This window comes from Pseudomonas sp. SG-MS2 (assembly GCF_009933855.1).
GTDB lineage: Bacteria > Pseudomonadota > Gammaproteobacteria > Pseudomonadales > Pseudomonadaceae > Aquipseudomonas > Aquipseudomonas putida_E.
The window spans coordinates 1-25,578 of record NZ_MOMO01000127.1 but is presented as its reverse complement, the minus strand read 5'-3'; the positions used below and the strand labels follow the sequence as shown (position 1 = coordinate 25,578).

Below are 25,578 nucleotides of genomic sequence, written 5' to 3'. Positions count from 1 at the left end.
CTTGCTTGAGATGGCGGGCCAGGTTGACGGCGGCGAACAGCAGGTCGCCGACTTCATCCTCGAGGGCCTCGGCATCACCGTCGGCCATGGCCTGCAGCACTTCGTCGAGCTCCTCGCGGACCTTGTCCAGCACCGGCAAGGCGTCTGGCCAGTCGAAACCGACGGTGGCGGCACGCTTTTGCAGTTTGGCCGCCCGCGACAGGGCAGGCAGTGCAGCCGGCACATCATCGAGCAGCGACAGCTGTTCGGGCTCGCTTTTCTCGGCGCGCTCCTGGGCCTTGATTTCTTCCCAGCGTGACTTGACCTGGGCCTCGCTCAGGCTGGGCGTGTCCAGCGGTGCGTACAACTCACCGGTGGGAAATACATGGGGGTGACGGCGGATCAGCTTGCGGGTAATGGCATCGACCACACCGTCGAACTCGAAACGCCCCTCCTCCCGGGCCAGCTGGCTGTAGTAGACCACCTGGAACAGCAGATCACCGAGTTCGCCCTGCAGGTGCTCGAAATCCCCGCGCTCGATGGTGTCGGCAACCTCATAGGCCTCTTCGATGGTGTGCGCCACGATGCTGGCGTAGTTCTGCTTGAGGTCCCACGGGCAACCGTACTGCGGGTCGCGCAGCCGGGCCATGAGGTGCAGCAGGTCTTCGAGGGAATAGGTCATGTAAGCAGGTCCTTCGGCGGTGACTTCGTCGCGGGCGAGCCCACGAGAAGCCACCGCAGTTTCAAGGGGTACGATTACGCCGCGTCTCGATGATGTTCGGCAACTGCGAAATCCTGCCCAGCAGACGCCCCAGCGCATCCAGGCCCGGAATCTCGATGGTCAGCGACATCAGCGCGGTGTTGTCTTCCTTGTTCGAGCGGGTGTTGACCGCCAGCACGTTGATCTTCTCGTTGAGTAGCACCTGCGACACGTCACGCAGCAAACCTGGGCGGTCGTAGGCACGGATAACGATATCGACCGGGTAGGTCTGCACCGGTATCGGCCCCCAACTGACCTGGATCATGCGCTCCGGCTCACGCCCTGCCAACTGCAGCACCGAGGCACAGTCCTGGCGGTGAATGCTCACGCCGCGGCCCTGGGTGATGTAGCCGACGATGGCATCGCCCGGCAGCGGCTGGCAGCAACCGGCCATCTGCGTGAGCAGGTTGCCGACGCCCTGGATCTGAATGTCGCCACGCTTGCCAGTGCGCGGGCCGGTAGGCTTGCGCGGTACCAGCTCGATCTGCTCGATACGCTCGGGTTCGAGCAACTGCTGGGCAGCGTTGACCAAATGCGCCAGGCGCAGGTCACCGGCACCGAGCGAGGCGAACATGTCCTCGGCGGTCTTGACGTTGGTCTTCTCGGCCAGGCGTTCGAAGTCTACCTGCGGCAGGCCCAGGCGGCTGAGCTCGCGCTCGAGCAACGTCTTGCCGGCGGCGACGTTCTGATCGCGGGCCTGCAGCTTGAACCAGTGGACGATCTTGGCCCGGGCCCGCGAAGTGGTGACGTACCCCAGGTTGGAGTTCAGCCAGTCACGGCTCGGGTTGCCGTGCTTGCTGGTGATGATCTCCACCTGCTCGCCGGTCTGCAGGCTGTAGTTGAGCGGCACGATGCGCCCGTTGATCTTGGCGCCACGGCAGTTGTGGCCAATCTCGGTGTGCACGCGGTAAGCGAAGTCCAGCGGCGTGGCGCCCTTGGGCAGGTCGATGGCATGGCCGTCGGGGGTGAATACATAGACCCGGTCCGGCTCGATATCGACCCGCAACTGCTCGGCCAGGCCACCGATGTCGCCCAGTTCCTCATGCCATTCGAGCACCTGACGCAGCCAGGAGATCTTTTCTTCGTAGTGGTTGGAGCTGGGCTTGACGTCGGTGCCCTTGTAGCGCCAGTGGGCGCAGACGCCAAGTTCGGCCTCTTCGTGCATGCCGTGGGTACGGATCTGCACTTCCAGTACCTTGCCCTCGGGGCCGATCACGGCGGTGTGAAGCGAGCGGTAGCCGTTCTCCTTGGGGTTGGCGATGTAGTCGTCGAACTCTTTGGGAATGTGCCGCCACAAGGTGTGGACGATACCCAGCGCGGTATAGCAGTCGCGTACTTCCGGTACCAGCACGCGCACCGCACGTACGTCGTAGATCTGGCTGAATTCCAGGCCTTTGCGCTGCATCTTGCGCCAGATCGAATAGATGTGTTTCGCCCGCCCACTGATGTCGGCGTTGACCCCGGTGGCCAGCAGCTCGTTTTGCAACTGGTTCATCACATCACTGATGAAGCGCTCACGGTCCAGACGGCGCTCGTGCAAAAGCTTGGCGATCTGCTTGTACTGATCGGGTTCCAGGTAGCGGAAGGACAGGTCTTCCAGCTCCCACTTGATGTGGCCGATGCCCAGACGATGGGCCAGCGGCGCATAGATGTCGAACACCTCACGCGCCACACGCAGACGCTTCTCGTCATCGGCGGACTTCACCGCACGGATCGCGCAGGTACGCTCGGCGAGCTTGATCAGCGCCACGCGCACATCGTCGACCATCGCCACCAGCATCTTGCGCAGGTTCTCGACCTGCGCCTGCGAGCCCAGCACCAGCGACTGGCGCGGGCTGAGGCTGGCACTGATGGCAGCCATGCGCAGCACGCCGTCGATCAGCTTGGACACTACCGGGCCAAAACGCTGCCCGACCTCGGCCAGGGTCACCTTGCCTTCGCGCACGGAGCGGTAGATCACCGCCGCCACCAGCGAATCCTGGTCGAGCTTGAGGTCGGCAAGGATTTCGGCGATTTCCAGGCCGGCCTGGAAACTGGAGGTACCATCGGCCCAGGAATGCTTGGCCGGGTTGCCCTTTTTCTCGATTTCCTGGGTGAACTCGCAGGCCTCTTCGAGTGCCGCGCGATCCAGTGCCGAATCGACGCTCACCACATGATCCAGCCATGCTTCGAGATTGATACTGCCGTCCGTATTGACCGGCTGGTGCACTCTCACCTGTACCATCTTTGTTTTACCTTTCCATACAGCGCACCACTCGGAGCGCTGGCTATCACCGTACGGCTCCCAGTCCATGGGAACCGCACCAAGGGGCCAGCCTGCTAGCCCGCTTCGAATAACGCCATGGCCTCGACATGCGCCGTCTGAGGAAACATGTCGAGAATCCCGGCCCTTTTTAACCGGTACCCTTGGCCGACCAGCACCTGGGCGTCTCGCGCCAGCGTGGCCGGGTTGCATGATACATAAACCAGTCGCTTGGCCTTGAGGCGTGCGATGCCTTGCACCACCTCGAAAGCACCGTCGCGCGGTGGATCCAAGAGTACCGCAGAAAAGCCCTCGGCGGCCCATCCGGCGCCTGCCAAAGGCTGGGATAAATCGGCCTGAAAAAACCGTGCGTTATGCACATTGTTGTCTCGGGCATTGGCCGCAGCCCGATCGACCATGGCCTGCACACCCTCGACCGCCACCACTTCCCGCGCCTGGCGGGCCAGCGGCAGGGCGAAATTGCCCAGGCCACAGAACAGGTCGAGCACTCGCTCGTCGGCCTGCGGAGCGAGCCAGGCCAGAGCCTGCTCGATCATTGCGGTATTGACCTGGGCGTTGACCTGAACGAAATCACCCGGGCGCCAGGCCAGCTCCAACTGCCAAGGCTGCAAGGTGAAGCCCAGCTTCGCGCCAGCATCCACCGGCACCGGTTCACCTTCACCCTGCAGCCACAGCTGCGCCTTGGCCTCGCTGCAGAATGCCTGCAGACGCGCCAGGTCATCGGCCGGCAGCGGCGCCACGTGGCGTACCAGCAGCGCTTCGGCCGTGCCGCTGAACAGCTCGACGTGGCCGATGGCCTGGGGCTTGCCCAGAGAACGCAGCACGGTCGGCAGATGCCGCAGAATCGACTGCAAAGGCTGTACCAGCACAGCGCAGTCGTCGATGGCGACGATGTCCTGGCTGGCCTCGGCACGGAACCCTACCTCCAGCTGACGCGCTTTGACATCCCAGCGCACCGCCACGCGCGCCCGCCGCCGATAGCCGAATTCCGGCCCGCTCAATGGCGCCGCCCATTCTTGCGGTTGCACACCGGCAACCCGTTGCAGCTGCTCGGCCAAGGTACGCTGCTTGAGCGCCAGTTGCGCCTCATGCGGCAGGTGCTGCAAGTTGCAGCCGCCACACCGCTCGTAATGGCGGCACGGCGCCTGGCGGCGCTCGGGGCTGGCCTGCAGCACACGCTCCAGGCGCGCCTCGACTACCTTGCCACGGGCATTGAGCACGCGTGCCTCGACCGCTTCACCGGCCAGGGCGCCGCTGACGAACCAGGTACGCCCGTCGTAAAAAGCGATGCCACGGCCGTCACCGGCCAGGCGCTCGATCTCCAGGCGCTGCTTTTTGCCCACAGGGACCTGGGGCGTGCGGTTACCGCCGGCCGGCTGAAAGCGCAGGCCGCTGTTGGTTTTCTTTCTGGACATTTAGCTCGGGTCGAACAGGCCGGTGGACAGGTAACGGTCGCCACGGTCGCAAATGATCGCGACCATTACCGCGTTTTCCACTTCACGGGACAGGCGCAGCATGGCTGCCACTGCACCACCGGAAGACACGCCGCAGAAAATGCCCTCTTCACGGGCAAGGCGGCGCATGGTGTCCTCAGCTTCGTGCTGGGACATGTCCATGACGCGGTCAACGCGGGTGGCATCGAAGATTTTCGGCAGGTACTGCTCGGGCCAGCGGCGGATGCCCGGAATGGCCGAGCCTTCCATCGGTTGCAGGCCAACGATCTGCACCGCCGGGTTCTGCTCCTTGAGGTACTGCGAGCAGCCCATGATGGTGCCGGTGGTGCCCATGGAACTGACGAAATGGGTGATGGTGCCCTGGGTCTGCTGCCAGATTTCCGGGCCGGTGCTGTTGTAGTGGGCAATCGGGTTGTCGCCGTTGGCGAACTGGTCCAGAACCAGGCCGCGGCCTTCGGCCTGCAGCTTCTCGGCCAGGTCGCGGGCGCCTTCCATCCCCTCTTCCTTGGTCACAAGGATCAACTCGGCACCGTAGGCAGTCATCGCTGCCTTGCGCTCTGCGGTGGAGTTGTCGGGCATGATCAGGATCATCTTGTAGCCCTTGATCGCTGCCGCCATGGCCAGGGCAATGCCGGTATTGCCGGAGGTGGCTTCGATCAGGGTGTCGCCGGGCTTGATCTGACCGCGCAGTTCGGCGCGGGCGATCATCGACAGGGCCGGGCGGTCCTTCACGGAGCCTGCCGGATTGTTACCTTCGAGCTTGAGCAGGAGGGTATTGCTGGTTTCTCCAGCGATGCGCTGCAGGCGAACCAGGGGCGTATTGCCGACGCAATCGGCGATGGTTGGGTACTGCAAGGTCATGGTGTATTTCACAATCCGGACGGCAGGGGCGCCTATCATACCGGCAAACCGTTCGCGGCCATATCACGCAATCTGTGGTGGGTATAGCTACAAGCTATAAGCGGCAAGCTTCAAGCTGTAGCTAGCGCCTGTGGCTGCGAGGGTTCCCGCGAGGGGGCGGGCAGGTGTAGCGGCAAACGCATGCAGAGCTTCAAGCCGCGTTTGCCGTTTTCTGCCCACAAGGTTCCGCCCTGGCGCTGAATCGCACTGCGGGCGATGCTCAGGCCCAGGCCGAAACCGCCGTCACCGGGGCGCGAGCCATCGAGCCGGGTGAAGGGGGCAAAGATTCGCTCCAGATCCTCGTTAGCCACGCCACCGCCTTGATCTTCCAGCCACAGGTGCCAATAGCCACCTTCACGCTGCCCGGCCAAGTACACCAGGCCGTTTTCCGGGGAGTGGCGGATGGCGTTGCGCAGCATGTTTTCCAGGGCCTGGGCCAGATAATTCAGATTGCCCTGCACCCAGCAGTCGACTGGCAGCTCGCAGCGCAAACGCTCGGGCGACCAGCCGCTTTCGTAACTGGCATCCTCTGCCAGCAGGTCCCACAGGGCCTGCACCTGGATCGGCTCAAGGTTCATCGGCGCACGCTCGGCATCCTGCCAGGCAAGCTGCAAGGTGTCCTCGACCAACTGCTGCATGCAATCCACCTCGCGCCCCAGCCGCTCGCGCAGGCGCTGCAGGTCGGTTTCACCGTCGCAGGCCACGCGCAAGCGGCTCAACGGTGTGCGCATTTCATGGGACAGATCACGCAGCAACTGCTGTTGCATCGCCACCGTGCCCTGCAGCCGTTCGGCCATCTGGTCGAAGGCACGGGCCAGCTCGCCCAGTTCGTCATGCCGGGCGATGGTGCGCGAATCCAGCCGTGCCGACAGCTGGTCGGCACGCCAGGCATTGGCCTGCTCGCGCAACTGGTTGAGCGGCACGATCAGCATGCGGTACAGGCCGACGCACAGCAGCAAGGTGAACAACCCTGGAATGACACCGTTGGTCAACACCCGCCACAGCACCCGGTACTGGCCAGGGTTGAAACGCTCGGGCAACTCCATCACCAGCATGCCCTGCTCCGGCGCCCCCGGGAACGGTATGCGCAGCCAGGGCTGGTCGGTACTGCGCCGGCTCATGGGCCAGTCGACACCACGCAGGCGTGTGAGCCGGTGCATGACATCGGGGCCGAGCGTGGCGCTGGCGAGCGGTTGCAGATTGATGTCGAGCACGCCTATCCAGCCACGTTCACGCTGGTGCATGGCCGCAACCCAGTGGTCCAGCCCGCTGCGGCCACCGCTGCGCCACGCCTGCTCGGCCTCGCCGGCATAGCTGCGCAGCACTTGCCGGGCAGGCTCATCGAGAAAGGCATTCTGAGTTTCCATATGGCGGCCCCAGGTGTAACTCAGGCCGATCATCAGCAGGCAGAAGCCCACCAGCAGGATGGCCAGCTTCCAGAACAGCGAGTGGCGGTCCAGCATGGCCTACTCCGCTTCGCCGGCACTGAGCACGTAGCCCTTGCCCCACACGGTGCGGATCTGCCGGTCCTGGTAGCCGATGCCCTTGAGCTTGCGGCGGATCTGGCTGACATGCATGTCCAGGCTGCGGTCATGCCGCGAATAACCCCGTTGCAGCACCTGCTGGTAGAGAAAAGGCTTGCTTAGCACCTCGTCGACGTTGCGGTTGAGGATTTCGAACAGGCGATACTCGCTAGGGGTAAGGCCTGCCTGGCGGCCGCCGAAGCTGACATCGCAAAGGGTCTCGTCGAACCACAGCTCGCCACAGGCAACACCCGATGGCGGCTGGTGACGACGCTCGAGGGCAACGCGGCGCAGGATGGCCTCGATGCGCACCTGCAGCTCGACCATGCTGAAAGGCTTGGGCAGGTAGTCGTCGGCACCGCGCTGGAAGCCATTGATACGGTCGGCCTCAGCACCCAACGCCGACATCAGGATAACCGGCGTGGCGCTGCGTCGACGCAACTGGGCCAGGGCGTCCAGGCCGTTGAGCCCAGGCAGCAGGATATCCATCAGGACCACGTCGAAGGCTTGGCGACCAGCGGTTTCCAAACCTTCCAGGCCGTTGCGGCACCAGGTCACCTCAAAGCCGCCTCGCTGCAGTTCTTCGTGCAGATAGGCACCCAACACCGGATCATCCTCGATGGCGAGGATGCTGGAAGCATTAATAGTTACGGGATTCATTGGCAACTGCCACATATTCTCAATTGCGCGATTATTGAGCATGCGTACGCCATAGGCAACCGTCCTGCGATCAACGCCCGCCGGCTGGGTGAAAACAGCCATATAAAGGGTGCATTAGGCAGGCAGGCGGAGTAACTTTCCGCTTTGGTCCGTTACCCCGGTAACGGCGTCCAGGCACATCACAGGAGGCGAGTGTGCTCGATCGTTTGGGAATCAGAAGCCGGGTACTGCTGCTGGCCGTGCTGCCTGCCAGCTTGATGGCTCTGGTGCTGGGCAGCTATTTCACGTGGCTGCAGCAAGACCAGTTGCGCACTCAACTGCTGCAACGCGGCAAGATGATTGCCGAACAACTGGCCCCCCTGGCCGCGCCCGCCATGGCCCGGCAGACGCCTGCGCAGCTGGAGCGGATTGCCGCGCAAACCCTTGAGCAAGCCGACGTCCGTGCAGTGGCCTTCCTCGCCCCGGACCGCTCCCGCCTGGCCCACGCCGGCCCCACCATGATCAACCGGCCACCCAGCGGCGGCACGGGCACTCAACTGTTGGAGCGCAGCGGCAACGATGCCACACGCTACCTGATGCCGGTGTTCGGCCACCACCGCGACCTGGCCACCGAGGCCGTCCCGGCCGAAGCCGAGCGCCTGCTGGGTTGGGTCGAGATCGAGCTGTCGCACGACGGCATGCTGCTGCGCGGCTACCGCAACCTGTTCACCAGCATGCTGCTGATACTCGCTTGCCTGGTGCTCAGCGGCCTGTTGGCGATGCGCATGAGCCGCACCATCAATGACCCGATCGCGCGCATCAAGCATGCAGTCAACCAGCTCAAGGACGGCCACCTCGAAGAACGTCTGCCCGCCATGGGCAGCCACGAGCTGGACGAACTGGCCCGGGGCATCAACCGCATGGCAGAAACCCTGCACAGTGCCCATGAAGAGCTGCAGCACAGTATCGATCAGGCCACCGAGGATGTCCGCCAGAACCTGGAAACCATCGAGATCCAGAACATCGAGCTGGACATGGCGCGCAAGGAGGCCCTGGAGGCGAGCCGCATCAAGTCTGAATTCCTGGCCAACATGAGCCACGAGATCCGCACCCCGCTCAACGGTATCCTCGGCTTCACCCACCTGCTGCAGAAAAGCGAGCTGACCCCGCGCCAGCTGGACTACCTGGGCACCATCGAAAAATCGGCCGACAACCTGTTGGGGATCATCAACGAGATCCTCGACTTTTCCAAGATCGAGGCCGGCAAGCTGGTGCTCGACAGCATTCCGTTCAACCTGCGCGACCTGGTCCAGGACACCCTCACCATCCTGGCGCCCGCCGCCCACGCCAAGCAGCTGGAACTGCTCAGCCTGATCTACCGCGACACCCCGTCATCGCTGGTAGGCGACCCGCTGCGGCTCAAGCAGATCCTCACCAACCTGGTGAGCAATGCCATCAAGTTCACCCGCGAGGGCACCATCGTCGTGCGGGCGATGCTCGAGGACGAGCAGCAAGACAGCGCGCAGCTGCGCATCAGCGTGCAGGACACCGGTATTGGCCTGTCGCCTCAGGATGTGCGCACGTTGTTCCAGGCGTTCAGCCAGGCCGACAATTCGCTGGCCCGCCAGCCGGGCGGCACCGGCCTGGGGCTGGTGATCTCCAAGCGCCTGATCGAGCAGATGGGCGGCGAGATCGGGGTCGACAGCACACCGGGCGAGGGTTCGCAGTTCTGGATCAGCCTGAGCCTGCCCAAGGCCCACGACGACAGCGAGGCGCAGTCGTCGCAGCCGCTGCTGGGGCGGCGCGCGGCGATCGTCGACGGGCATGACCTGGCACGCCAGGCCCTGGAGCACCAGTTGCAGGATTGCGGCCTGAGCGTCAGCCTGTTCGCGTCCTATGAGCAACTGCTGCAGGGTGTACAGGCTGGCTTGCAGGCTGGGATGCCCTTCGATTTCGCGGTGCTGGGTGCCAACCTGGGCAATCTCACGCCCGAACAGCTGGGCCAGTACCACCAGCAACTGGAGCGCTACCACTGCCATTGCGTGGTACTTTGCCCGACTACCGAGCAAGCGCTGTACCACCCTCACCTGCCTAACGGCCACGGCCAACTGCTGTCCAAACCGACCTGCACGCGCAAGCTGCGCCGCCTGCTGCTGGAGCTGCTGCAACCGCGCCGCACGCGGGGCGAACCGGCCCCGCCAACGCGCGGCCAGCGCCAGCCGAAAATCCTCTGCGTCGACGACAATGCGGCCAACCTGCTGCTGGTACAGACCCTGCTGGAAGATCTCGGCGCCGATGTGCTGGCGCTCGACAACGGCCATGCTGCGGTGCAGGCGGTGCAGAGCGAACACTTCGACCTGGTGCTGATGGACGTGCAGATGCCAGGCATGGATGGCCGTGCCTGCACCGAGCAGATCCGCTTGTGGGAAAACACCCAGAGCGGCAGCCCGCTGCCGATCGTCGCCCTTACCGCTCACGCCATGGCCAACGAGAAACGTGCACTGCTGCACAGCGGCATGGACGACTACCTGACCAAACCGATCAGCGAGCGCCAGCTGGCCCAGGTGGTGATGAAATGGACCGGCCTGAGCCTGGGTGTCGGGCCACTGGAGCGCCTGGACGAACAGCAGGCCGAGGGCCAGGATCTACCGGTGCTCGACCCTGAGGAAGGCTTGCGCCTGGCGGCAGGCAAGCCGGATCTGGCGGCAGACATGCTGACCATGCTGCTGGCATCGCTGGCATCGGACCGTGAAGCCATTCGTGCTGCACGGGAGGGCGACGATCACGGCGCACTGATCGAGCAGGTGCATCGGCTCAACGGTGCCTCGCGCTATTGCGGCGTGCCGCAGTTGCGTGCAGCCTGCCAGCGCAGCGAGACCTTGCTTAAACAGGAGCATCCGCAAGCCCAGCAGGCGCTCGACGAGCTGGATGGCGCAATTGTCCGGCTGGCGGAGCAGGCACGCCAGAACGCCTGACCTTCAGGGCCTCATCGCCGGCAAGCCCTCGATGAGGCCGGTGTAGATCAACTTCCCTGCACGCCTGGGTGGCTACAATCCCCCTACCACGATAAAGGAAGCCCGACCATGCGCGCCCTGTTGTTCAGCAGCCAGCACTATGACCAGGAAAGCTTCACGCGGGCCACTTGCGATAGCGCTCTGGAGCTGCATTTCCAGCCCGCCCGCCTGACCCTCGACACCGCAGCCCTGGCTCAGGGTTTCGAGGTGGTCTGCGCGTTCATCAACGATGAGCTCGACGCGCAGGTACTGCAACGCCTGGCCGCTGGCGGGACGCGCCTGATCGCCCTGCGTTCGGCCGGCTACAACCATGTGGACCTGGCCGCCGCCCAAGCCCTGGGCCTGGCAGTGGTGCGCGTGCCCGCGTATTCACCACATGCCGTGGCCGAACATGCCGTGGCGCTGATCCTGGCGCTCAACCGGCGCCTGCACCGGGCCTACAACCGTACCCGCGAAGGTGACTTCACCCTGCATGGCCTGACCGGCTTCGACCTGCACGGCAAGACCGTCGGCGTGGTCGGTACCGGCCAGATCGGCGCCGCCTTCGCCCGGATCATGGCAGGCTTCGGTTGCCAGTTGCTGGCTTACGACCCCTACCCCAACCCTGAGCTGCTGGCGCTGGGTGCGCGTTATGTGGAGCTGCCCGAACTGCTGCGTGAGGCGCGGATCATCAGCCTGCATTGCCCGCTCACCGAGCACACCCGGCACTTGATCAACCCGCAAAGCCTGGCCCAGTTGCAGCCCGGCGCCATGCTGATCAACACCGGTCGTGGTGCGCTGGTCGACACTCCGGCACTGATCGACGCCTTGAAAAGCGGCCAGCTCGGGTACCTGGGGCTGGATGTGTATGAAGAAGAAGCCCAGCTGTTCTTCGAGGACCGTTCCGACCTGCCGTTGCAGGATGATGTGCTGGCGCGGCTGCTGACGTTTCCCAACGTGATCGTCACTGCGCACCAGGCGTTCCTGACCCGCGAAGCGCTGGACGCCATTGCCGCGACCACGCTGGACAACATCAACCGCTGGGCGGCGGGTAATGCGCAGAATCTGGTCACAGGTTGATGCTAGGATACGCGGCATTTCTGGAGGACCCATGGTCGAGCACGATTTCCGCTACACCCTTTTCAACCCGCAACACACCTTGATCGAGTGCCGCGCCCTGGTACCGGGCCGCTACCAGGTGACCGGCAACGGTGGCTCGATGCACAAGGGCGACACCCTGCTGGTCACCCTCAAGGGCAGCAAGGACTTGTCCATGCGCCTGACCGTCGAGAGCGTGCGCCACCTGATCAACCCGCGTGGCCAGTGGGTGGCCGTGGCCAGCGGCCCGCTGTTCAACGAGCTGGAAATCCTTAACTGGCAGGCTGAATGCGACAGCTGCGATGCCGTGCTGGACTTCGAGTTCGCCGTGGACGCAAAGCTTGGCAAGAAAGCCCGCCAGCCGGCGGCTACTGCGCGCATCGCCGAGCTGGGCTGGGCCAGCCGTGGCGACAAGCACGTGTGCCCGCGTTGCCAGGAGAGCGCCGAGTGAAGAATCTGCTAACCGGCGCCCTGATTGCCACCGGCCTGCTCGGCTGCGCCGCCGAACCCTCGAAGCTGCAACTGGAACGCAGCTATGTGCTGGAGTGGATCGGCGAGCGGCCGCTGATCGACTACAGCCACCTGACACTGACGCTGGCCAGCGACGGCCGGGCCTATGGCAATGCGGGCTGCAACCATTGGTTTGCACCGTACACGCTGGACGGTGAGCACCTGAGCTTCGGTAAGGTCGGCAAAACCCGCAAGCTGTGCGCGCCGGCGTTGATGGAGCAGGAAAAGCGCTTCTTGCAGGCGCTGGAGACGGTGCAGCGCTGGGATGTATCGCCCATCGAGCAGATGCGCTTCTGGCCGGCCGAGGGCAAGCCGCTGCGGTTCTGGCCTGAGGAGGGCTAGCTTCAAGCCGCAAGCTGCAAGAAAAGGCGGATCGGTGCACGGCCAGCTTTTTCTTGTAGCTTGCAGCTTGCAGCTTTCAAGCCCCCTTGAGCGCCTTGATCTTGGCTTGCAGCCCTTCCAGGGTCTGCTCACCCAGCAGCTGCTCGCGCACCTTGCCCTTGTCATCGATGATGTAGGTCACCGGCAACGCTTCGCTGCGTGGCAGGTCATAGCGCTCGGCCGGATCTTGCGCCAGCACGGTAAAGCCGATGCCCAAGGTATCGGCCGCCTGCTTCAGCTCCTGCCCCTGCAGGCCATCGAAGTTCACCCCCACCACCTTGATGCCATCGGCCGCCCACTGCTTGGCCGCAGTGTTCAGTTCAGGCACCTCGGTACGGCAAGGGCCGCACCATTCAGCCCAATAGTTGAGCACCAGCCAGTGCCCGTCGATCTGCTCGGCCTTCACCGTGTTGCCGTGCTGGTCCACGCCGTAGTCGGCACCGCAGCCACCTAGCAAAAGGCCTGCAGTAATGGCCAATGCTGCTGCCAAACGCCTTGCCATGGGTCAATCCTTCTCGAAGTTTCAAGCGAATGGGTCAGTTCCTGCGGTTAGAATAGCCGCCACACCCAGCTGGATGCGACCCGACATGACTGACTTGACGCTCTATCATAACCCGCGCTGCTCGAAATCCCGCGGCGCACTGGAACTGCTCGAACAGCGCGGCCTGGCACCGACCATCGTGCGCTACCTCGACACCCCGCCCGACGCTGCCACCCTCAAGGCTCTGCTTGGCAAGCTGGGCATCGGCCCGCGCCAACTGCTGCGCACTGGTGAAGACGAGTACAAGGCACTCGAGCTGGCCAACCCGGCCTTGAGCGATGCACAACTGATCGACGCCATGGCGCAGCACCCTAAGCTCATCGAGCGCCCGATCCTGGTTGCCGGTGACAAGGCGGTGATTGGCCGGCCGCCGGAGAAAGTGCTGGAGATCCTGCCGTGAGCGCGCCCTATATCCTGGTGCTGTATTACAGCCGCCATGGCTCGACCAGCGAAATGGCCCGGCATATCGCCCGCGGTATCGAGCTGGCCGGCATGGAAGCGCGCCTACGCACGGTGCCGGCGATTTCCACCGAGTGCGAAGCCGTGGCGCCGGACATTCCGGCCAGCGGCGCGCTGTACGCCACCCTGGACGACTTGCGCCACTGCGCAGGCCTGGTGCTGGGCAGCCCGACCCGCTTCGGCAACATGGCGGCACCGCTCAAGTACTTCCTCGATGGCACCAGCAGCCTGTGGCTGGGTGGTGAACTGGTTGGCAAGCCGGCTGGCGTGTTCACCTCCACCGCCAGCCTGCACGGTGGCCAGGAAACCACCCTGCTGTCGATGATGCTGCCACTGATGCACCACGGCATGCTGGTGATGGGCCTGCCCTACAGCGAATCGGCGCTGCTCGAAACCCGCGGCGGCGGCACGCCTTACGGCGCCAGCCACCATGCCGGCGCAGACGGCAAGCGCGAGCTGGATCAACACGAGATCACCCTGTGCCGCGCCCTGGGCCAACGCCTGGCAACCACGGCCAAGGCCCTGGAGGCCTCGCGTGGCTAAGAAGCCGAAGGTGTTGCCACAACTGGAGTGGCTGGCACCGCGCCTGCGCCTCACTCGTGCCCTGAGCCTGGCGTTCTTTTTTGGCCTGATCGCATTGCTGGTGGTGAACAACCTGTGGTTCGCCAACCTGCACGGGGCGCGGGTCGAAGTGATCCTGGCGATCGAGCTTGTGCCACTGCTGTTGCTGCTGCCAGGCATGTTGCTGGGCAGCGCCCGGGCGCATGCCTGGACCTGCTTTGTGGTGAATATCTATTTCATCAAAGGGGTGCTGGCAGCGTTCGACCCGGCGCGGGCAGTGTTCGGCTGGGTTGAAGTACTGCTGAGCCTTGGGCTGTTCGTCAGCGGGCTGCTGTTCGTGCGCTGGAAGTTCCAGCATGAACGGCGCATGGCGGGCGAAGGGCTTTGATTCCCGGGGCTGCTATCGCAGCCCCGGGCTTTTCAATGGTTGACGGTATGCGCCAGCATTACCGACAACTGGCACAGCGGCCGCCCGCTCTCGGCATGCCACTGGTTGAACGCCTGCTGTACCAGCGCCAGGTCGCGCTGGCTGGTCGGCTGCTTGTCGATCACCTTCTGGGCAATCAGCGCAGCGGCCATGTCATCGGTGGGGATGAACGTGTCCTTGCCGACCATGCGCAAAAAGCGCGGCGCTGACAGCCCGCCCAGCTGGTTGCCATGCTTGGCCAGGTATTTCCACAACCCGACGATATCGGTCACCGGCCAATCGGCGATGAACGCACCAAAGCTGCCCTTCTCCTTCGCCACATCCAGGATCATCTGCGCATTGCGCGGCACGCTCTTGAGCTTGCCCAGGTGGCGGATGATGCGCTCGTCCTGCATCAACCGCTCCAGGTGCTCTGCGCCCATCAGTACGACCTTCTCCGGGTCGAAGCCGAAGAACACCTGCTCGAACGCCGGCCATTTGGCATCTACCAGGCTGTGCTTGAGCCCGGCGCGGAACACGCGCAAGGCCAAGGTCGACAGGTAGCGGTCGTTGCTGATGTCGCGCAGCTGCGCCGGCGTGCGCGGCTGCGGCAGGAAGGCCTCCAGGGCCTGGGCCGAGCCGAAGCGGTTCAGGCAGTACTCATGCAACCACTGGTAATCGCGCATGGGCTCAGATGTTCAGTACATCGAGGAAACGCGGGGTGGCGCTTTCGTCGATCTTGAGGCTGGTGAAGTCGAACAGGTTGCGGTCGGCCAACTGCGACGGGGCAACGTTCTGCAGGGCGCGGAAGATGCTCTCGGTACGGCCTGGGTGCTTGCGCTCCCACTCCACCAGCATGTCCTTGACCACCTGGCGCTGCAGGTTCTCCTGCGAACCGCACAGGTTGCACGGGATGATCGGGAATTCCTTCATGTCCGAGTAGGCCTGGATGTCCTTCTCGTTGCAGTACGCCAGCGGGCGGATCACCACGTTACGGCCGTCGTCGGCGCGCAGCTTGGGCGGCATGCCCTTGAGCGAGCCGTTGAAGAACATGTTGAGGAAGAAGGTCTCGACGATATCGTCGCGATGGTGCCCAAGGGCCATCTTGGTCGCGCCGATTTCGTCAGCGAAGGTGTACAGGGTGCCTCGGCGCAGGCGCGAGCACAGCGAGCAGGTGGTCTTGCCCTCGGGCACCAGCTCCTTGACCACCGAGTAGGTGTCCTTCTCGACGATGTGGTACTCGACGCCCAGTTCTTTCAGGTAGGCCGGCAGCACATGCTCGGGGAAGCCCGGCTGCTTCTGGTCCATGTTCACCGCGACGATCTCGAACTTGATCGGTGCCACCTTCTGCAGGTGCAACAGAACGTCGAGCATGGTGTAGCTGTCCTTGCCGCCGGACAGGCAGACCATGACCTTGTCGCCATCCTCGATCATGTTGTAGTCGGTGATGGCTTCGCCGGCGAGACGACGCAGGCGTTTTTGCAGTTTGTTCTGGTTGACCGAGAGGGTGCCCATAGCGCTTGGATCCGCGAGGTGTGACAAAAGCCGGCTATTTTACGCACAAACCACGCGCACCTGTAGGGATTCCGATAAAGACTTCAAGGGAATCAGCAGCCCGCCTTACAGCGCAATTTGCTCTAAAAAGCACAGTTTGTGCAGGTAACGGCTTCCTATACTGCGACATAAGGCCACATTACCGCTTGCATCGGTGCCCTGGCCTCGGGCCGCTTGCGCTCCATCTGGGGGGCGATTGGCAACAACGAGAGGAGTGACCGGCATGATTCATCACGTTGTGGGGCTGTTTACCCACCCTGACCAGGAATGGCGGGAGATACGCGGGGAAGACGAAAGCATCAGCCACATGTACCTGACGCACACGTTGATCCTGGCGGCGATACCCGCCGTTTCGGCGTTCATTGGCACTACCCAGGTCGGCTGGGTGATCGGCGACCGGCCAGCGGTAATGTTGACGATGGAAAGCGCACTATGGATGAGCATCATGTCCTACCTGGCGATGCTCGCCGGGGTCGCGGTAATGGGCGCTTTCATTCACTGGATGGCACGCACCTACGACGCCAACCCGTCCATGGCGCAATGCATCGCCTTTGCCACCTACACCGCCACCCCGCTGTTCCTCGGCGGCCTGGCAGCGCTTTACCCGCACCTGTGGCTGGGCATGCTGGTGGGGACTGCGGCCATTTGCTACACCGTTTACCTGCTGTACGTCGGTTTGCCGACATTCATGAACATACCGACCGATGAAGGCTTCCTGTTCTCCAGCTCGGTGCTGGCAGTGGGCCTGGTGGTACTGGTAGCGATCATGGCTGCGACCGTGATCATCTGGGGACTGGGCGTGGGGCCCGTCTATACCAACTAGCTTGGAAAACACCTAGATCCAACACTGGGGCATCAAACCGGAGGCCGCCGCAAGGCGGCTTTTGGCTGTGTGCTGACCGGTGGGCTCGGCAGCCTGCCGGTGCTTGCGGCATAATGCCCGGTCAGGAGAATTACCCCGCCATGCCCGAGCTGCTCAAACAACGCGTCGAAACCTGTTACCAGCAAGCCGAAACCTTTTTCAAGCGCCCCTTCCCGCGCCCGGAAGTCAGCTTCAAGCTGCGCGGGCAGAAGGCTGGCGTCGCCCACCTGCACGAGAACCTGCTGCGCTTCAACCTGCAGCTGTACCGCGAAAACCAGGAAGACTTCCTGCGCCAGACCGTGGCCCATGAAGTGGCGCACCTGGTGGCTCACCAACTGTTCGGGGACCGCATCCAGGCCCATGGCGAAGAGTGGCAGTTGATCATGCGCGGGGTGTATGAACTGCCGCCCAATCGCTGCCACAACTATGAAGTGCAGCGGCGGGTCGCGACCCGGTACATCTATCGCTGCCCATGCCCACAGGGTGAGTTTGCGTTTACCGCGCAGCGGCACAAGCTGGTGAGGCAGGGGCGGCGGTATCTGTGCAAGCGGTGCAGGGAGACGCTGGTGTACAGCGGTGAGACTCGGGTCGAATGACAGCCAGCGCACGGATAGACCAGGCACAAAAAAAGCGACCCGAAGGTCGCCTTTCGCTTTACTGCAGCAGGCTCAACGAGCCACGCCTTCAGCCACGCCCAGGTCGTCGGTCGGGCGGGTGTCAGCCAGCGGCGCACCACCGGAGGCCAGCTCCGACGCCAGCTTGTCGTTGTCCATCTCCTTGACCCACTTGGCCACCACCACGGTAGCAACGGCGTTGCCCACCAGGTTGGTCAGGGCGCGGGCTTCGGACATGAAGCGGTCGATACCCAGGATCAGCGCCAGGCCGGCAACCGGCAGGTGGCCGACAGCCGACAGGGTGGCGGCGAGGACGATGAAGCCCGAACCGGTAACGCCGGCAGCACCTTTGGAAGCCACCAACAACACCAGCAGCAGGGTGATCTGGTGGGTGATGTCCATGGTGGTGTCGGTGGCCTGGGCGATGAACACCGCGGCCATGGTCAGGTAGATCGAGGTACCGTCCAGGTTGAACGAGTAACCGGTCGGGATCACCAGGCCAACCACCGACTTCTTGGCACCCAGGCGCTCCATCTTGGCCAGCATGCGTGGCAGCGCAGATTCCGAGGACGAGGTACCCAGTACGATCAGCAGCTCTTCACGGATGTAGCGGATCAGCTTGAGCACGCTGAAGCCGTGGGCGCGGCAGATACCGCCCAGCACCACCAGCACGAACAGCAGGCAGGTGATATAGAAGCAGGCCATCAGGTAGCCCAGCTGTACCAGCGAGCCAACGCCGTACTGGCCGATGGTGAAGGCCATCGCACCGAAGGCACCGACGGGGGCCAGCTTCATGATCATGTTGATGATGTTGAACATGACATGGGCAAAGCGATCGATCAGGTCCAGCAATGGCTTGCCGTAGCTGCCCAGGCGATGCAGGGCGAAGCCGAAGACCACCGAGAACATCAGTACCTGCAGGATGTCGCCATTGGCGAAGGCACCTACCACGGTATTGGGGATGATGTTGAGCAGGAAGCCGATGGTGGTCTGCTGCGCACCGGCGGCGGCGTAAGCGGCCACGCTGCTGGCGTTCAGGGTGCTGACGTCGATGTGCATGCCAGCGCCCGGTTTGACCACGTTGACGACGACAAGGCCGATGATCAGGGCGATGGTGGAAACGATTTCGAAGTACAGAAGCGCGTAGCCGCCGGTCTTGCCGACCGACTTCATGCTCTGCATGCCGGCAATGCCGCTGACCACGGTACAGAAGATGATGGGCGCGATGACCATCTTGATCAGTTTGACGAAACCATCACCCAAGGGTTTGAGGGCGACGCCGGTTTCTGGATAGAAGTGGCCGAGCAGGATGCCGATGGTGATGGCAACGATCACCTGGACATACAGGGACTTGTACAGCGGCTGACGTGTCGTCATGGCTAATTTTTCCTCAAGTGTGCCGCCTTCACCCTTCCCAGGATGTCGGGGCACCTGAATCGCTAACCCTCCTGCACCCGGAGGGATTTGTCGTTGTGTTCGAGCTGCCTGGGCAGGCCTCTGCCAAGTCAGATAGCAAGGGCGATGCCAAAACGCCCATGAAGGGTGCAAAGGCCGTATTTGCTGGAGGAAAATGCCCAACGACAGGGCGAATTGCCTGAGAAAGGATGGCGGATTTCCGCCCGATGGCGGGATTTGTACAGGCACCTTGGCGGGAATCCGCCCTGCTTGTTGCGAGCGATGAGGCAGGGGCTGCCTGAACATCAATCAAGGTAAAAGGTGATCCGGAATGCCGCCCCGCCCAGCGGCGAATCACCCAGGCTCAGTTCAGCGTCATAGCTGTCGACGATATCTTTGACCACCGCAAGGCCAATCCCCTGCCCCGGATGCTGCCGGTCCAGGCGCTCGCCCCGTTCGAGAATCCGCTCACGCTGATCCGCCGGCACACCCGGCCCGTCATCTTCGATGCACAACGTCTGCCGCCCGGGCGCTTCCTGCAAGCTCACCCGCACCAGCCCCAGGCTCAGCCGGAAGGCGTTTTCCAGGAGGTTGCCCAGCAACTCGAGCAGCGCGCTCTGCTCCATCGGCACTTGTGCCTGCGCCGGCACCTCAAGCAGCACTTCGACGCGCTTGTCGCGGTACACCTTGGCCAGGGTGCTGCACAGGCTGTCCAGCACCGCAAGCAACTGTACGCGGTGGCGCACCAGGCCGCTCTTGCGCAGGCTGGCGCGCTGCAACTGGTAGTCGATCTGCTGGCTCATGCGCTCGATCTGGCTCTGCAGTACCCGCGCCTGCTCGCGCTCGGTGACGCGCTGCTGCATGCTCTCCCCCACGCCTTGCAGCACCGCCAACGGCGTCTTGAGGCTGTGTGCCAGGTCACCCAGCGAGTCACGGTAACGCTGGCGCTGTTCCCGCTCGCTGCGCAGCAGGCGGTTGAGCGAGCCGGTCAGGCGTAACAGCTCACGCGGGTGCTCGGCACTCAACCCATCGCGCGCACCGGCCTCCACCTCGTCCAGCTCGCGGCTCAGCCGGCGCAACGAACGCAGGCCCCAGGTCAGGCCGGCCCAGAGCAATGCCAGCAACGCCAGCAGGGCCGCACCAAAACCTAAGTAGAGCTTTTCACGCAGGCCATCGAGGGTTTGCTGGTACTCGCGCACCGGCTGCAGGGCAACGATGCTGTAGGCGGCGCTCTGGCCACCCAACAGCTTGATTTCGACGTCATAGACGAAGAATTCCTCGCCGTCGTCCTGGTGCATGCGGGCGAATTCATTGCCGCGCCCATCGTAGCGCGGCTGGTAGTTGATGTGCTGGTCGGCGGTGGCCCGGGAGCGCCAGACCAGCTTACCTTCGCGGTCGAAGATGTAACCGAGCAAACCGGTATAAGGCAGGTTGTAACGCTCGTCCGGCAGCAGTGCGGGCATCTGCAACTGGCCATGCTCGATGCGCGCCGAAGAAATCAGCGAGGTCACGTCCGAGGCCAGGCGCTGCTCGATCGATTCCTGCAAGGCCAGGCTGAAGGCCTTCTGCAGGGCGGGCAGCAGCGCCAGCATGAACAGCACTGCCAGCACCGCTGCCGCGAGCATCAAGCGCACCCGCAGCGAACGAATCATCGGCAGCGCTCGGTGAACAGGTAGCCGAGCCCACGCACAGTGTCGATCGGCTTGAACCCGCGCTCACCTTCGAGCTTGCGACGCAGACGGCCGACCAGCACCTCGATGACGTTGGGGTCACGCTCCTCATCGCCTGGATACAGCTGTTCCATCAGGCGCTCCTTGGCCACCACCTGCTGGTGATGACGCATCAGATACTCAAGGATGCGGTACTCGTAGGCGGTCAGCGCCAGCGGCTGCTCATCGAGGGTCGCCTGCTTGCGGTTGAGGTCCAGCACCAAAGGGCCTGCGGCGATGGTCGACTGGGTGAAGCCGCTGGAGCGGCGCAGCAGGGCATTGAGGCGTGCCTCAAGCTCTTCGAACTGGAAGGGCTTGACCAGGTAATCGTCGGCACCGGCGGCCAGGCCTTCGACCTTGTCCTGCCAGTTGCCGCGGGCGGTGAGAATCAGGATGGGAAAGGTCTTGGCCTGGGTACGCAGGCGGCCGATCAGCTCCAGGCCGCTCATGCCGGGCAGGCCGAGGTCGATCACGGCCAGGTCGAAGTGGAATTGTTCGGCCTGGTACAACGCTTCTTCGGCGTCAGCCACAGCCTGGACCACATGGCCGCTTTCGCCCAGGCGTGTATAGAGGTGGTGCCTTAACAGGGCTTCGTCCTCTACCACCAGCAGTTTCATGTGACGCTCCTTTCAATTATTGCCTGGGCCGGCCTCATCGCCGGCAAGCCCGCTCCTACAGGAAGCTCCACACGCCTGAAAGCAGTGGAGAACCCGGGGGAGCCGGCTTGCCGGCGACGAGGCCAGTAAAGGATAACTCGACTCGCGGATCAGAACTTGTAGTTCGCCGACAGGTAAGTCTGAGCACTGCTGGTCAGGCGCAGGGTACCCTCTTTCGGCCCGCCGCTCGCTCCCACCTCGGTCGCTGCGTTGGTGCGCAGATAACGGTAACCCAGCTCAACCGAAGCCCGGTCGGTGATCTCCTGGATGACGCCGGCCTGCAGGCCGACCGCGTAGCCATAGTCGGTATCACGGCTGGCCCCTGGCGAGTCCTGGGTCAACTTGGTCATGCCCAGGCTGCCACCACCGAACAGTTTGGTGGTATCGCCTACCGGCAGGAACAGGTCGTAGCTGCCCAGCAGGTTCTCCTGGCGCAGCTTCAGGCCGCTGTGGTTGCCCGAGACATTGTCGTAGGTCATGTAGTAGCGACCTTGGTCGTTGATCTTGCCCAGGCGCACGCCCCAGGTGTCATCCTTGCCGATGATGCCGTCGGCGTTCAGGTGGTCGGTGTTGCGTTGCAGCAGCCCGGACTTGCGGACCTTGTCGCTGGTCTGGCCATAGGTGAGGCTGGCGAAGTTGTCGTCGGCGGCCTGGGCGGTGGTGATGCCGGCGGCACAGACGGCCATGGCGGCCAGCAGGGTATTGAAGGTTTTCATGGCGTTGTACTCCAGTTGAATGCGCTGTTTCGGTGTGGAAGCTAGAGTAAGCAGAACGCCCTGAACCGCGGCTGAACCCTGGCTGAACCTGGGCTGAACGATACGTTTGCAAAACAAGGAGTAGTGAACATGCGTGCCCTGCTGGCTTTGACCCTGATGTGCAGCGCCGCTCTTGCCCAGGCGGCAGTAGTGACCCGCGAGATCCCCTACCAGGACGACGATGGCAACCGCCTGGTCGGCTACTACGCCTATGACGATGCGCTGCAGGGCAAACGCCCGGGCATCGTCGTGGTGCATGAATGGTGGGGGCTGAACGACTACGCCAAGCGCCGTGCCCGTGACCTGGCGGCACTGGGCTACAAAGCGCTGGCCATCGACATGTACGGCGACGGCAAGCACACCGAGCACCCCCAGGATGCCCAGGCATTCATGGCCCAAGCGCTGAAGGACCCAGCAGCGGCGGCCGCGCGCTTCGACGCGGGCCTTGAACTGCTGAAAAAGCAGCCGAACGTCAACAAGCACAAACTGGGCGCCGTAGGTTACTGCTTCGGCGGCAAGGTGGTACTGGACGCGGCACGGCGCGGCGAGAAGCTGGACGGTGTGGTGAGCTTCCATGGCGCGCTGGCCACCCAGACGCCGGCCAAGCCTGGTGTGGTAAGGGCCGATATCCTGGTGGAGCACGGTGCGGCGGACAGCATGGTCACTGATGAGCAGGTCGAAGCGTTCAAGGCCGAAATGGATGCTGCCAAGGTCAATTATCAGTTCGTCAGCATTGCCGGCGCCAAGCATGGCTTCACCAACCCGGATGCCGACCGTTTGAGCCACGGCGCCCATGGCGGGCCGGATATTGGCTACAACAAGGCCGCGGACGAGCGTTCGTGGGCGGACATGCAGGCGTTCTTCAAGAAAGCGTTCGAATGAAGATTGCCGGGGCCGCTTCGCGGCCCATCTCCCACACAGCCACATCGGCTGGCACAATACCGCCATGAACAGATTGCCTTCCTGCTGCGCCCCGCTCCAGCACCACTGGCCCCTGCCCCGCCCGTTGCCTGGCGCGGTGCTGGTCAGCTGCGCCTTCGACCCCGGCCGCCTAGCCGCCGACGACTTCCAGCGTGCCGGTATCGAACCCAGCCCCAGCCTGCAACGCTCGGTGGCCAAGCGCCAGGCCGAGTATCTGGCCGGCCGGGTGTGCGCGCGCGCCGCGCTGCAACGCCTGGATGGCCGCGACCATGTGCCCGGCACCCATGAGGACCGCTCACCGATCTGGCCCGCTGGCATCCACGGTTCGATCACCCACGGCAAAGGCTGGGCTGCGGCCGTGGTTGCCGCGCAAGACAGCTGCCGCGGCCTGGGGCTGGACCAGGAAGCATTGCTGGACGACGAGCGTGCCGAACGGCTGATGGGCGAAATCCTCACCCAGGCAGAGCTCGAGCGCCTGGACCGCAGCCAGCTGGGGCTGGCGGTTACCCTGACTTTTTCGCTCAAGGAAAGCCTATTCAAGACCCTCTACCCACTGACCCGCCAGCGCTTCTACTTCGAGCACGCCGAGGTGCTGCAGTGGTCACCTGAAGGCCTGGCACGCCTGCGCCTGCTCATCGACCTGTCGCCAGAATGGCGCCATGGCGTCGAGCTGGAAGGCCAGTTCTGCCTGCAGGACGGCCATCTGCTCAGCCTGGTCAGCGTCTAAGCCTTACAGCGGCGCCTGCTCGCGTGGCCAGTTGAGGCTGAAGCAGGCACCGCCCAGCGCTTCACTGCGCCCTACCGTGGCCCGGCCGGCGTGCCAGTAGATGATGCGCCGCACGATCGACAGGCCCAGGCCATGCCCTCCCGAAGCCCGGGTACGGCTGTCGTCGAGCCGGGTGAAGGGCGTGAAGATACGGTCCCAGTAACCTTCGGGGATGCCCGGCCCGTCATCTTCCACTTCGATGCGGCAGCGCTGCTGGCCCAACTGATAGCTCAGCCGTACTTCAGCCCGGGCATGGCGCAGGGCATTGCTGACCAGGTTCTGCAGCGCCCGATGCAGATAGCGCGGCTCGGCCTCGACCCAGGCGTCTTCGCCATCCTGAAGCTGACAGGCACCACGCACCAGCCTGACGCCGGCATTGAGCGGGGCCAGCTCGTCGATCACCCGGTCGAGCAAGGCATCCAGGTCGACGCGCTGGAACTTCAGGGCCGGCGCGCCCTGCTCCAGGCGGGCGTAGGTCAGCATCTCGTCGACCAGCCTGTCCAGGTCCTGGATATCGCCGTCCATGCCCGCCAGGTGCTTGGCCCGGGCCTGTTCGGTCGGCGCGCTTTCAATCATTTCCAGGCCAAAGCGCAAACGCGCCACCGGCGTGCGCAACTCATGGGACACCGCCCGCACCAGCTCGCGCTGCATGTTCAACGAACGCTGCAGGTGTTCGGCCATGCCGTTGAACGCCGCCGCCAGGCGCCCGACCGAATCGGCATCGCCGGCGGGCACACGGGTTTCCAGGCTGCCCTGGGCGATGCGCGTGGCGGCCATTTCCAGGCCAGACACCCGCCGCTCCAGCTGGCGCACCAGCAGATAGACCACCAGGCCAATCAGGCACAGGCCGAGGAATGCGATCAACACCAGCAATTGCGGCGGATAGGGGTTGAGCTGATACAGCGGGCCAATCTCCAGCACCCAGGGCGAACCCGGCAAGCCTGCGAACACGCGGATCGAATCGCCATCCTTGCCCAGCGCCATGACCGTGTCGCCCTCCTCTACCCGGCGCCGCTGGTCATCGTCCAGGCCGACCCGCTCCAGGCGCTGCAGGGCGATACCAAAACCGAACCCCTTGCTCTGCCTGATCTGCGCCAGGCGCTGTTGCTGTTCGGTGACCGGGAAGCGCACCAGTTCATCGGCGAGCAGATAGAGCGTGGCCCGCGCCAGCTGCTCGCTGACCTGCTTGACCTCGGCCACCAGCAGCAGGTCTTCCTGGCCCACCTTGCGCAGCACCTGGGCGGCGTGCGGGCCGGTTTTCTGCACCACCACCAGGGCGCGATTGAGCCGCGCGCGCTGGCCGCCATCAAGGGTGCGCGCCGACAGGGGTTGCAAGTCCAGCGGCACGCCCAGCAAGCGCTCCCACATCAACAACGAGCGTTTGCGTTCGGTTTCATTCTGCTGGGCCAGGTTGTCAGCCATCAGGCTGAAGGTGCCCTGGGCCAGGCGCTCGCGGTGCTGGGCGGCGCGCACCTCGTTGACCAGGTGCAGGCTGAGCACACCAAGCAGGGCCACCAGCACCAGCACCGCGAGCATGCCGCCATAAATGCGCAGGAAGATCGAGTTGTTCATGGTGCATCGCCGACGAACAGGTAGCCCTTGCTGCGCAGGGTCTTGATAAGACGGGGGTGGATCGGGTCGTCGCCGATCTTGGGGCGGATCTTGGAAATGCGCACGTCGATGGAGCGGTCCTGGCCGTCGTAACCGACACCGCGCAAGGCGGTGAAGATCTGCTCACGCGACAGTACCCGCCCGGCATTGCTGGCCAGCAGCCAGAGCAGGTCGAACTCGGCACCGGTAAGTTCGATCAGCTGTTCGCCGAGCCGGGCTTCGCGCAGGCGGTTGTCGATGCGCAGGGCACCAAAGGCCAGCTCCTGGG

26 protein-coding genes are annotated in these 25,578 nt (G+C 63.9%); 11 read left to right on the top strand and 15 right to left on the bottom strand.

Going from position 1 to position 25,578, the window contains the following annotated elements; genetic code table 11:
• The 6 genes from mazG to BLX42_RS11000 form a co-directional block, all read right to left on the bottom strand.
• Positions 1-661 (bottom strand): nucleoside triphosphate pyrophosphohydrolase (gene mazG, locus BLX42_RS11025; protein WP_161871765.1); only part of this gene is annotated, 661 nt, incomplete at its 3' end.
• 61 nt (positions 662-722) lie between these two features.
• Complete coding sequence (relA, locus tag BLX42_RS11020) at positions 723-2,963, bottom strand: GTP diphosphokinase (RefSeq protein ID WP_046787452.1); 2,241 nt, start codon at positions 2,961-2,963, stop codon at positions 723-725.
• 95 nt (positions 2,964-3,058) lie between these two features.
• Entirely contained in the window at positions 3,059-4,417 is a 1,359-nt protein-coding gene (gene rlmD, locus BLX42_RS11015; protein WP_046787453.1) for a 23S rRNA (uracil(1939)-C(5))-methyltransferase RlmD, read from the bottom strand.
• Complete coding sequence (gene cysM / locus BLX42_RS11010; protein ID WP_039602020.1) at positions 4,418-5,317, bottom strand: cysteine synthase CysM; 900 nt, start codon at positions 5,315-5,317, stop codon at positions 4,418-4,420. It abuts the gene before it with no gap.
• A 110-nt stretch (positions 5,318-5,427) separates the two neighbouring features.
• Entirely contained in the window at positions 5,428-6,819 is a 1,392-nt protein-coding gene (locus BLX42_RS11005; protein ID WP_161871764.1) for a cell wall metabolism sensor histidine kinase WalK, read from the bottom strand.
• A 3-nt stretch (positions 6,820-6,822) separates the two neighbouring features.
• The gene (locus BLX42_RS11000; RefSeq protein WP_115275445.1) at positions 6,823-7,539 is read right to left on the bottom strand and encodes a response regulator transcription factor; all 717 of its coding nucleotides are present in this window, start codon (positions 7,537-7,539) and stop codon (positions 6,823-6,825) included.
• 194 nt (positions 7,540-7,733) lie between these two features.
• Here BLX42_RS11000 and BLX42_RS10995 point away from each other — a divergent pair, with 194 nt between their 5' ends.
• From BLX42_RS10995 to BLX42_RS10980, 4 genes are all read left to right on the top strand, one after another.
• A complete protein-coding gene (locus tag BLX42_RS10995; RefSeq protein ID WP_115272983.1) occupies positions 7,734-10,493 on the top strand; it encodes a response regulator in 2,760 nt (919 codons plus the stop codon).
• 108 nt (positions 10,494-10,601) lie between these two features.
• Positions 10,602-11,591, top strand: a complete 990-nt coding sequence (locus BLX42_RS10990; RefSeq protein WP_046787456.1) for a 2-hydroxyacid dehydrogenase — start codon at positions 10,602-10,604, stop codon at positions 11,589-11,591.
• Between the two features lie 31 nt (positions 11,592-11,622).
• Complete coding sequence (locus BLX42_RS10985; RefSeq protein WP_039602107.1) at positions 11,623-12,060, top strand: hypothetical protein; 438 nt, start codon at positions 11,623-11,625, stop codon at positions 12,058-12,060.
• Positions 12,057-12,461 carry an META domain-containing protein gene (locus BLX42_RS10980; protein WP_046787457.1) on the top strand — a complete coding sequence of 135 codons (405 nt, stop codon included), beginning with the start codon at positions 12,057-12,059 and terminating at the stop codon, positions 12,459-12,461. The genes BLX42_RS10985 and BLX42_RS10980 overlap by 4 nt, the downstream gene beginning before the upstream one ends.
• A 76-nt stretch (positions 12,462-12,537) precedes the next feature.
• On the opposite strand, the gene BLX42_RS10975 is transcribed toward BLX42_RS10980, so the two are convergent.
• Complete coding sequence (locus BLX42_RS10975; RefSeq protein WP_046787458.1) at positions 12,538-13,002, bottom strand: TlpA disulfide reductase family protein; 465 nt, start codon at positions 13,000-13,002, stop codon at positions 12,538-12,540.
• A gap of 85 nt (positions 13,003-13,087) precedes the next feature.
• Between BLX42_RS10975 and arsC the strand changes: the two genes are divergently transcribed.
• Genes arsC through BLX42_RS10960 form a run of 3 tightly spaced genes read left to right on the top strand, consistent with a single transcriptional unit; the run spans position 13,088 to position 14,449 of the window.
• Entirely contained in the window at positions 13,088-13,441 is a 354-nt protein-coding gene (gene arsC, locus BLX42_RS10970; protein ID WP_161871763.1) for an arsenate reductase (glutaredoxin), read from the top strand.
• Positions 13,438-14,043 (top strand): NAD(P)H:quinone oxidoreductase, encoded by a 606-nt coding sequence (gene wrbA, locus BLX42_RS10965; RefSeq protein ID WP_012313121.1) that lies wholly within the window; start codon positions 13,438-13,440, stop codon positions 14,041-14,043. The genes arsC and wrbA overlap by 4 nt, the downstream gene beginning before the upstream one ends.
• Entirely contained in the window at positions 14,036-14,449 is a 414-nt protein-coding gene (locus BLX42_RS10960; protein WP_046787461.1) for a DUF2069 domain-containing protein, read from the top strand. The genes wrbA and BLX42_RS10960 overlap by 8 nt, the downstream gene beginning before the upstream one ends.
• Before the next feature lie 32 nt (positions 14,450-14,481).
• Here the strand turns inward: BLX42_RS10960 and BLX42_RS10955 are convergent, their stop codons facing one another.
• Together BLX42_RS10955 and ttcA are read right to left on the bottom strand one after the other, a co-directional pair.
• On the bottom strand, positions 14,482-15,153 hold the full coding sequence (locus BLX42_RS10955; protein WP_046787462.1) for a DNA-3-methyladenine glycosylase I: 672 nt from the start codon (positions 15,151-15,153) through the stop codon (positions 14,482-14,484).
• A gap of 4 nt (positions 15,154-15,157) precedes the next feature.
• Positions 15,158-15,982: a tRNA 2-thiocytidine(32) synthetase TtcA gene (ttcA, locus tag BLX42_RS10950; RefSeq protein ID WP_046787463.1), complete on the bottom strand. Its 825-nt coding sequence runs from the start codon at positions 15,980-15,982 to the stop codon at positions 15,158-15,160.
• 262 nt (positions 15,983-16,244) lie between these two features.
• Between ttcA and BLX42_RS10945 the strand changes: the two genes are divergently transcribed.
• Together BLX42_RS10945 and BLX42_RS10940 are read left to right on the top strand one after the other, a co-directional pair.
• Positions 16,245-16,844, top strand: a complete 600-nt coding sequence (locus BLX42_RS10945; protein WP_012313117.1) for a Yip1 family protein — start codon at positions 16,245-16,247, stop codon at positions 16,842-16,844.
• A 140-nt stretch (positions 16,845-16,984) separates the two neighbouring features.
• On the top strand, positions 16,985-17,479 hold the full coding sequence (locus tag BLX42_RS10940; RefSeq protein WP_012313116.1) for a SprT family zinc-dependent metalloprotease: 495 nt from the start codon (positions 16,985-16,987) through the stop codon (positions 17,477-17,479).
• Between the two features lie 72 nt (positions 17,480-17,551).
• On the opposite strand, the gene BLX42_RS10935 is transcribed toward BLX42_RS10940, so the two are convergent.
• The 4 genes from BLX42_RS10935 to BLX42_RS10920 all read right to left on the bottom strand — a co-directional run bounded on the left by BLX42_RS10935 (position 17,552) and on the right by BLX42_RS10920 (position 21,973).
• Positions 17,552-18,874: a dicarboxylate/amino acid:cation symporter gene (locus BLX42_RS10935; RefSeq protein ID WP_046787465.1), complete on the bottom strand. Its 1,323-nt coding sequence runs from the start codon at positions 18,872-18,874 to the stop codon at positions 17,552-17,554.
• Between the two features lie 323 nt (positions 18,875-19,197).
• On the bottom strand, positions 19,198-20,544 hold the full coding sequence (locus BLX42_RS10930) for an ATP-binding protein (protein WP_161871762.1): 1,347 nt from the start codon (positions 20,542-20,544) through the stop codon (positions 19,198-19,200).
• Positions 20,541-21,218, bottom strand: a complete 678-nt coding sequence (locus tag BLX42_RS10925; protein WP_046787467.1) for a response regulator — start codon at positions 21,216-21,218, stop codon at positions 20,541-20,543. Before BLX42_RS10925 ends, BLX42_RS10930 begins: the two co-directional genes overlap by 4 nt.
• A gap of 149 nt (positions 21,219-21,367) precedes the next feature.
• Positions 21,368-21,973, bottom strand: coding sequence for an outer membrane beta-barrel protein (locus BLX42_RS10920; protein WP_161871761.1), 606 nt, complete (start codon positions 21,971-21,973; stop codon positions 21,368-21,370).
• Between the two features lie 129 nt (positions 21,974-22,102).
• Between BLX42_RS10920 and BLX42_RS10915 the strand changes: the two genes are divergently transcribed.
• Both BLX42_RS10915 and BLX42_RS10910 read left to right on the top strand, forming a co-directional pair.
• Positions 22,103-22,894, top strand: a complete 792-nt coding sequence (locus tag BLX42_RS10915; RefSeq protein WP_161871760.1) for a dienelactone hydrolase family protein — start codon at positions 22,103-22,105, stop codon at positions 22,892-22,894.
• A 64-nt stretch (positions 22,895-22,958) separates the two neighbouring features.
• The gene (locus tag BLX42_RS10910; RefSeq protein WP_119688394.1) at positions 22,959-23,660 is read left to right on the top strand and encodes a 4'-phosphopantetheinyl transferase; all 702 of its coding nucleotides are present in this window, start codon (positions 22,959-22,961) and stop codon (positions 23,658-23,660) included.
• A 3-nt stretch (positions 23,661-23,663) separates the two neighbouring features.
• Here the strand turns inward: BLX42_RS10910 and BLX42_RS10905 are convergent, their stop codons facing one another.
• Positions 23,664-25,271 (bottom strand): ATP-binding protein, encoded by a 1,608-nt coding sequence (locus BLX42_RS10905; RefSeq protein ID WP_046787471.1) that lies wholly within the window; start codon positions 25,269-25,271, stop codon positions 23,664-23,666.
• Positions 25,268-25,578, bottom strand: a 311-nt coding sequence (locus tag BLX42_RS10900) for a winged helix-turn-helix domain-containing protein (RefSeq protein ID WP_178110730.1), incomplete at its 5' end; no start/stop codon positions are given. The genes BLX42_RS10900 and BLX42_RS10905, both read right to left, overlap by 4 nt.

Coding starts and splice junctions, on each gene's coding strand:
- BLX42_RS11005 (WP_161871764.1), bottom strand. CDS start 6,819: ATGCTGGACCGCCACTCGCTGTTCTGGAAGCTGGCCATCCTGCTGGTG.
- arsC (WP_161871763.1), top strand. CDS start 13,088: ATGACTGACTTGACGCTCTATCATAACCCGCGCTGCTCGAAATCCCGC.
- relA (WP_046787452.1), bottom strand. CDS start 2,963: ATGGTACAGGTGAGAGTGCACCAGCCGGTCAATACGGACGGCAGTATC.
- BLX42_RS10985 (WP_039602107.1), top strand. CDS start 11,623: ATGGTCGAGCACGATTTCCGCTACACCCTTTTCAACCCGCAACACACC.
- BLX42_RS10935 (WP_046787465.1), bottom strand. CDS start 18,874: ATGACGACACGTCAGCCGCTGTACAAGTCCCTGTATGTCCAGGTGATC.
- BLX42_RS10975 (WP_046787458.1), bottom strand. CDS start 13,002: ATGGCAAGGCGTTTGGCAGCAGCATTGGCCATTACTGCAGGCCTTTTG.
- BLX42_RS10955 (WP_046787462.1), bottom strand. CDS start 15,153: ATGCGCGATTACCAGTGGTTGCATGAGTACTGCCTGAACCGCTTCGGC.
- ttcA (WP_046787463.1), bottom strand. CDS start 15,982: ATGGGCACCCTCTCGGTCAACCAGAACAAACTGCAAAAACGCCTGCGT.
- BLX42_RS10940 (WP_012313116.1), top strand. CDS start 16,985: ATGCCCGAGCTGCTCAAACAACGCGTCGAAACCTGTTACCAGCAAGCC.
- BLX42_RS10990 (WP_046787456.1), top strand. CDS start 10,602: ATGCGCGCCCTGTTGTTCAGCAGCCAGCACTATGACCAGGAAAGCTTC.
- BLX42_RS10915 (WP_161871760.1), top strand. CDS start 22,103: ATGCGTGCCCTGCTGGCTTTGACCCTGATGTGCAGCGCCGCTCTTGCC.
- BLX42_RS10905 (WP_046787471.1), bottom strand. CDS start 25,271: ATGAACAACTCGATCTTCCTGCGCATTTATGGCGGCATGCTCGCGGTG.
- cysM (WP_039602020.1), bottom strand. CDS start 5,317: ATGACCTTGCAGTACCCAACCATCGCCGATTGCGTCGGCAATACGCCC.
- BLX42_RS11000 (WP_115275445.1), bottom strand. CDS start 7,539: ATGAATCCCGTAACTATTAATGCTTCCAGCATCCTCGCCATCGAGGAT.
- BLX42_RS10920 (WP_161871761.1), bottom strand. CDS start 21,973: ATGAAAACCTTCAATACCCTGCTGGCCGCCATGGCCGTCTGTGCCGCC.
- BLX42_RS10910 (WP_119688394.1), top strand. CDS start 22,959: ATGAACAGATTGCCTTCCTGCTGCGCCCCGCTCCAGCACCACTGGCCC.
- BLX42_RS10925 (WP_046787467.1), bottom strand. CDS start 21,218: ATGAAACTGCTGGTGGTAGAGGACGAAGCCCTGTTAAGGCACCACCTC.
- rlmD (WP_046787453.1), bottom strand. CDS start 4,417: ATGTCCAGAAAGAAAACCAACAGCGGCCTGCGCTTTCAGCCGGCCGGC.
- BLX42_RS10930 (WP_161871762.1), bottom strand. CDS start 20,544: ATGATTCGTTCGCTGCGGGTGCGCTTGATGCTCGCGGCAGCGGTGCTG.
- BLX42_RS10945 (WP_012313117.1), top strand. CDS start 16,245: ATGATTCATCACGTTGTGGGGCTGTTTACCCACCCTGACCAGGAATGG.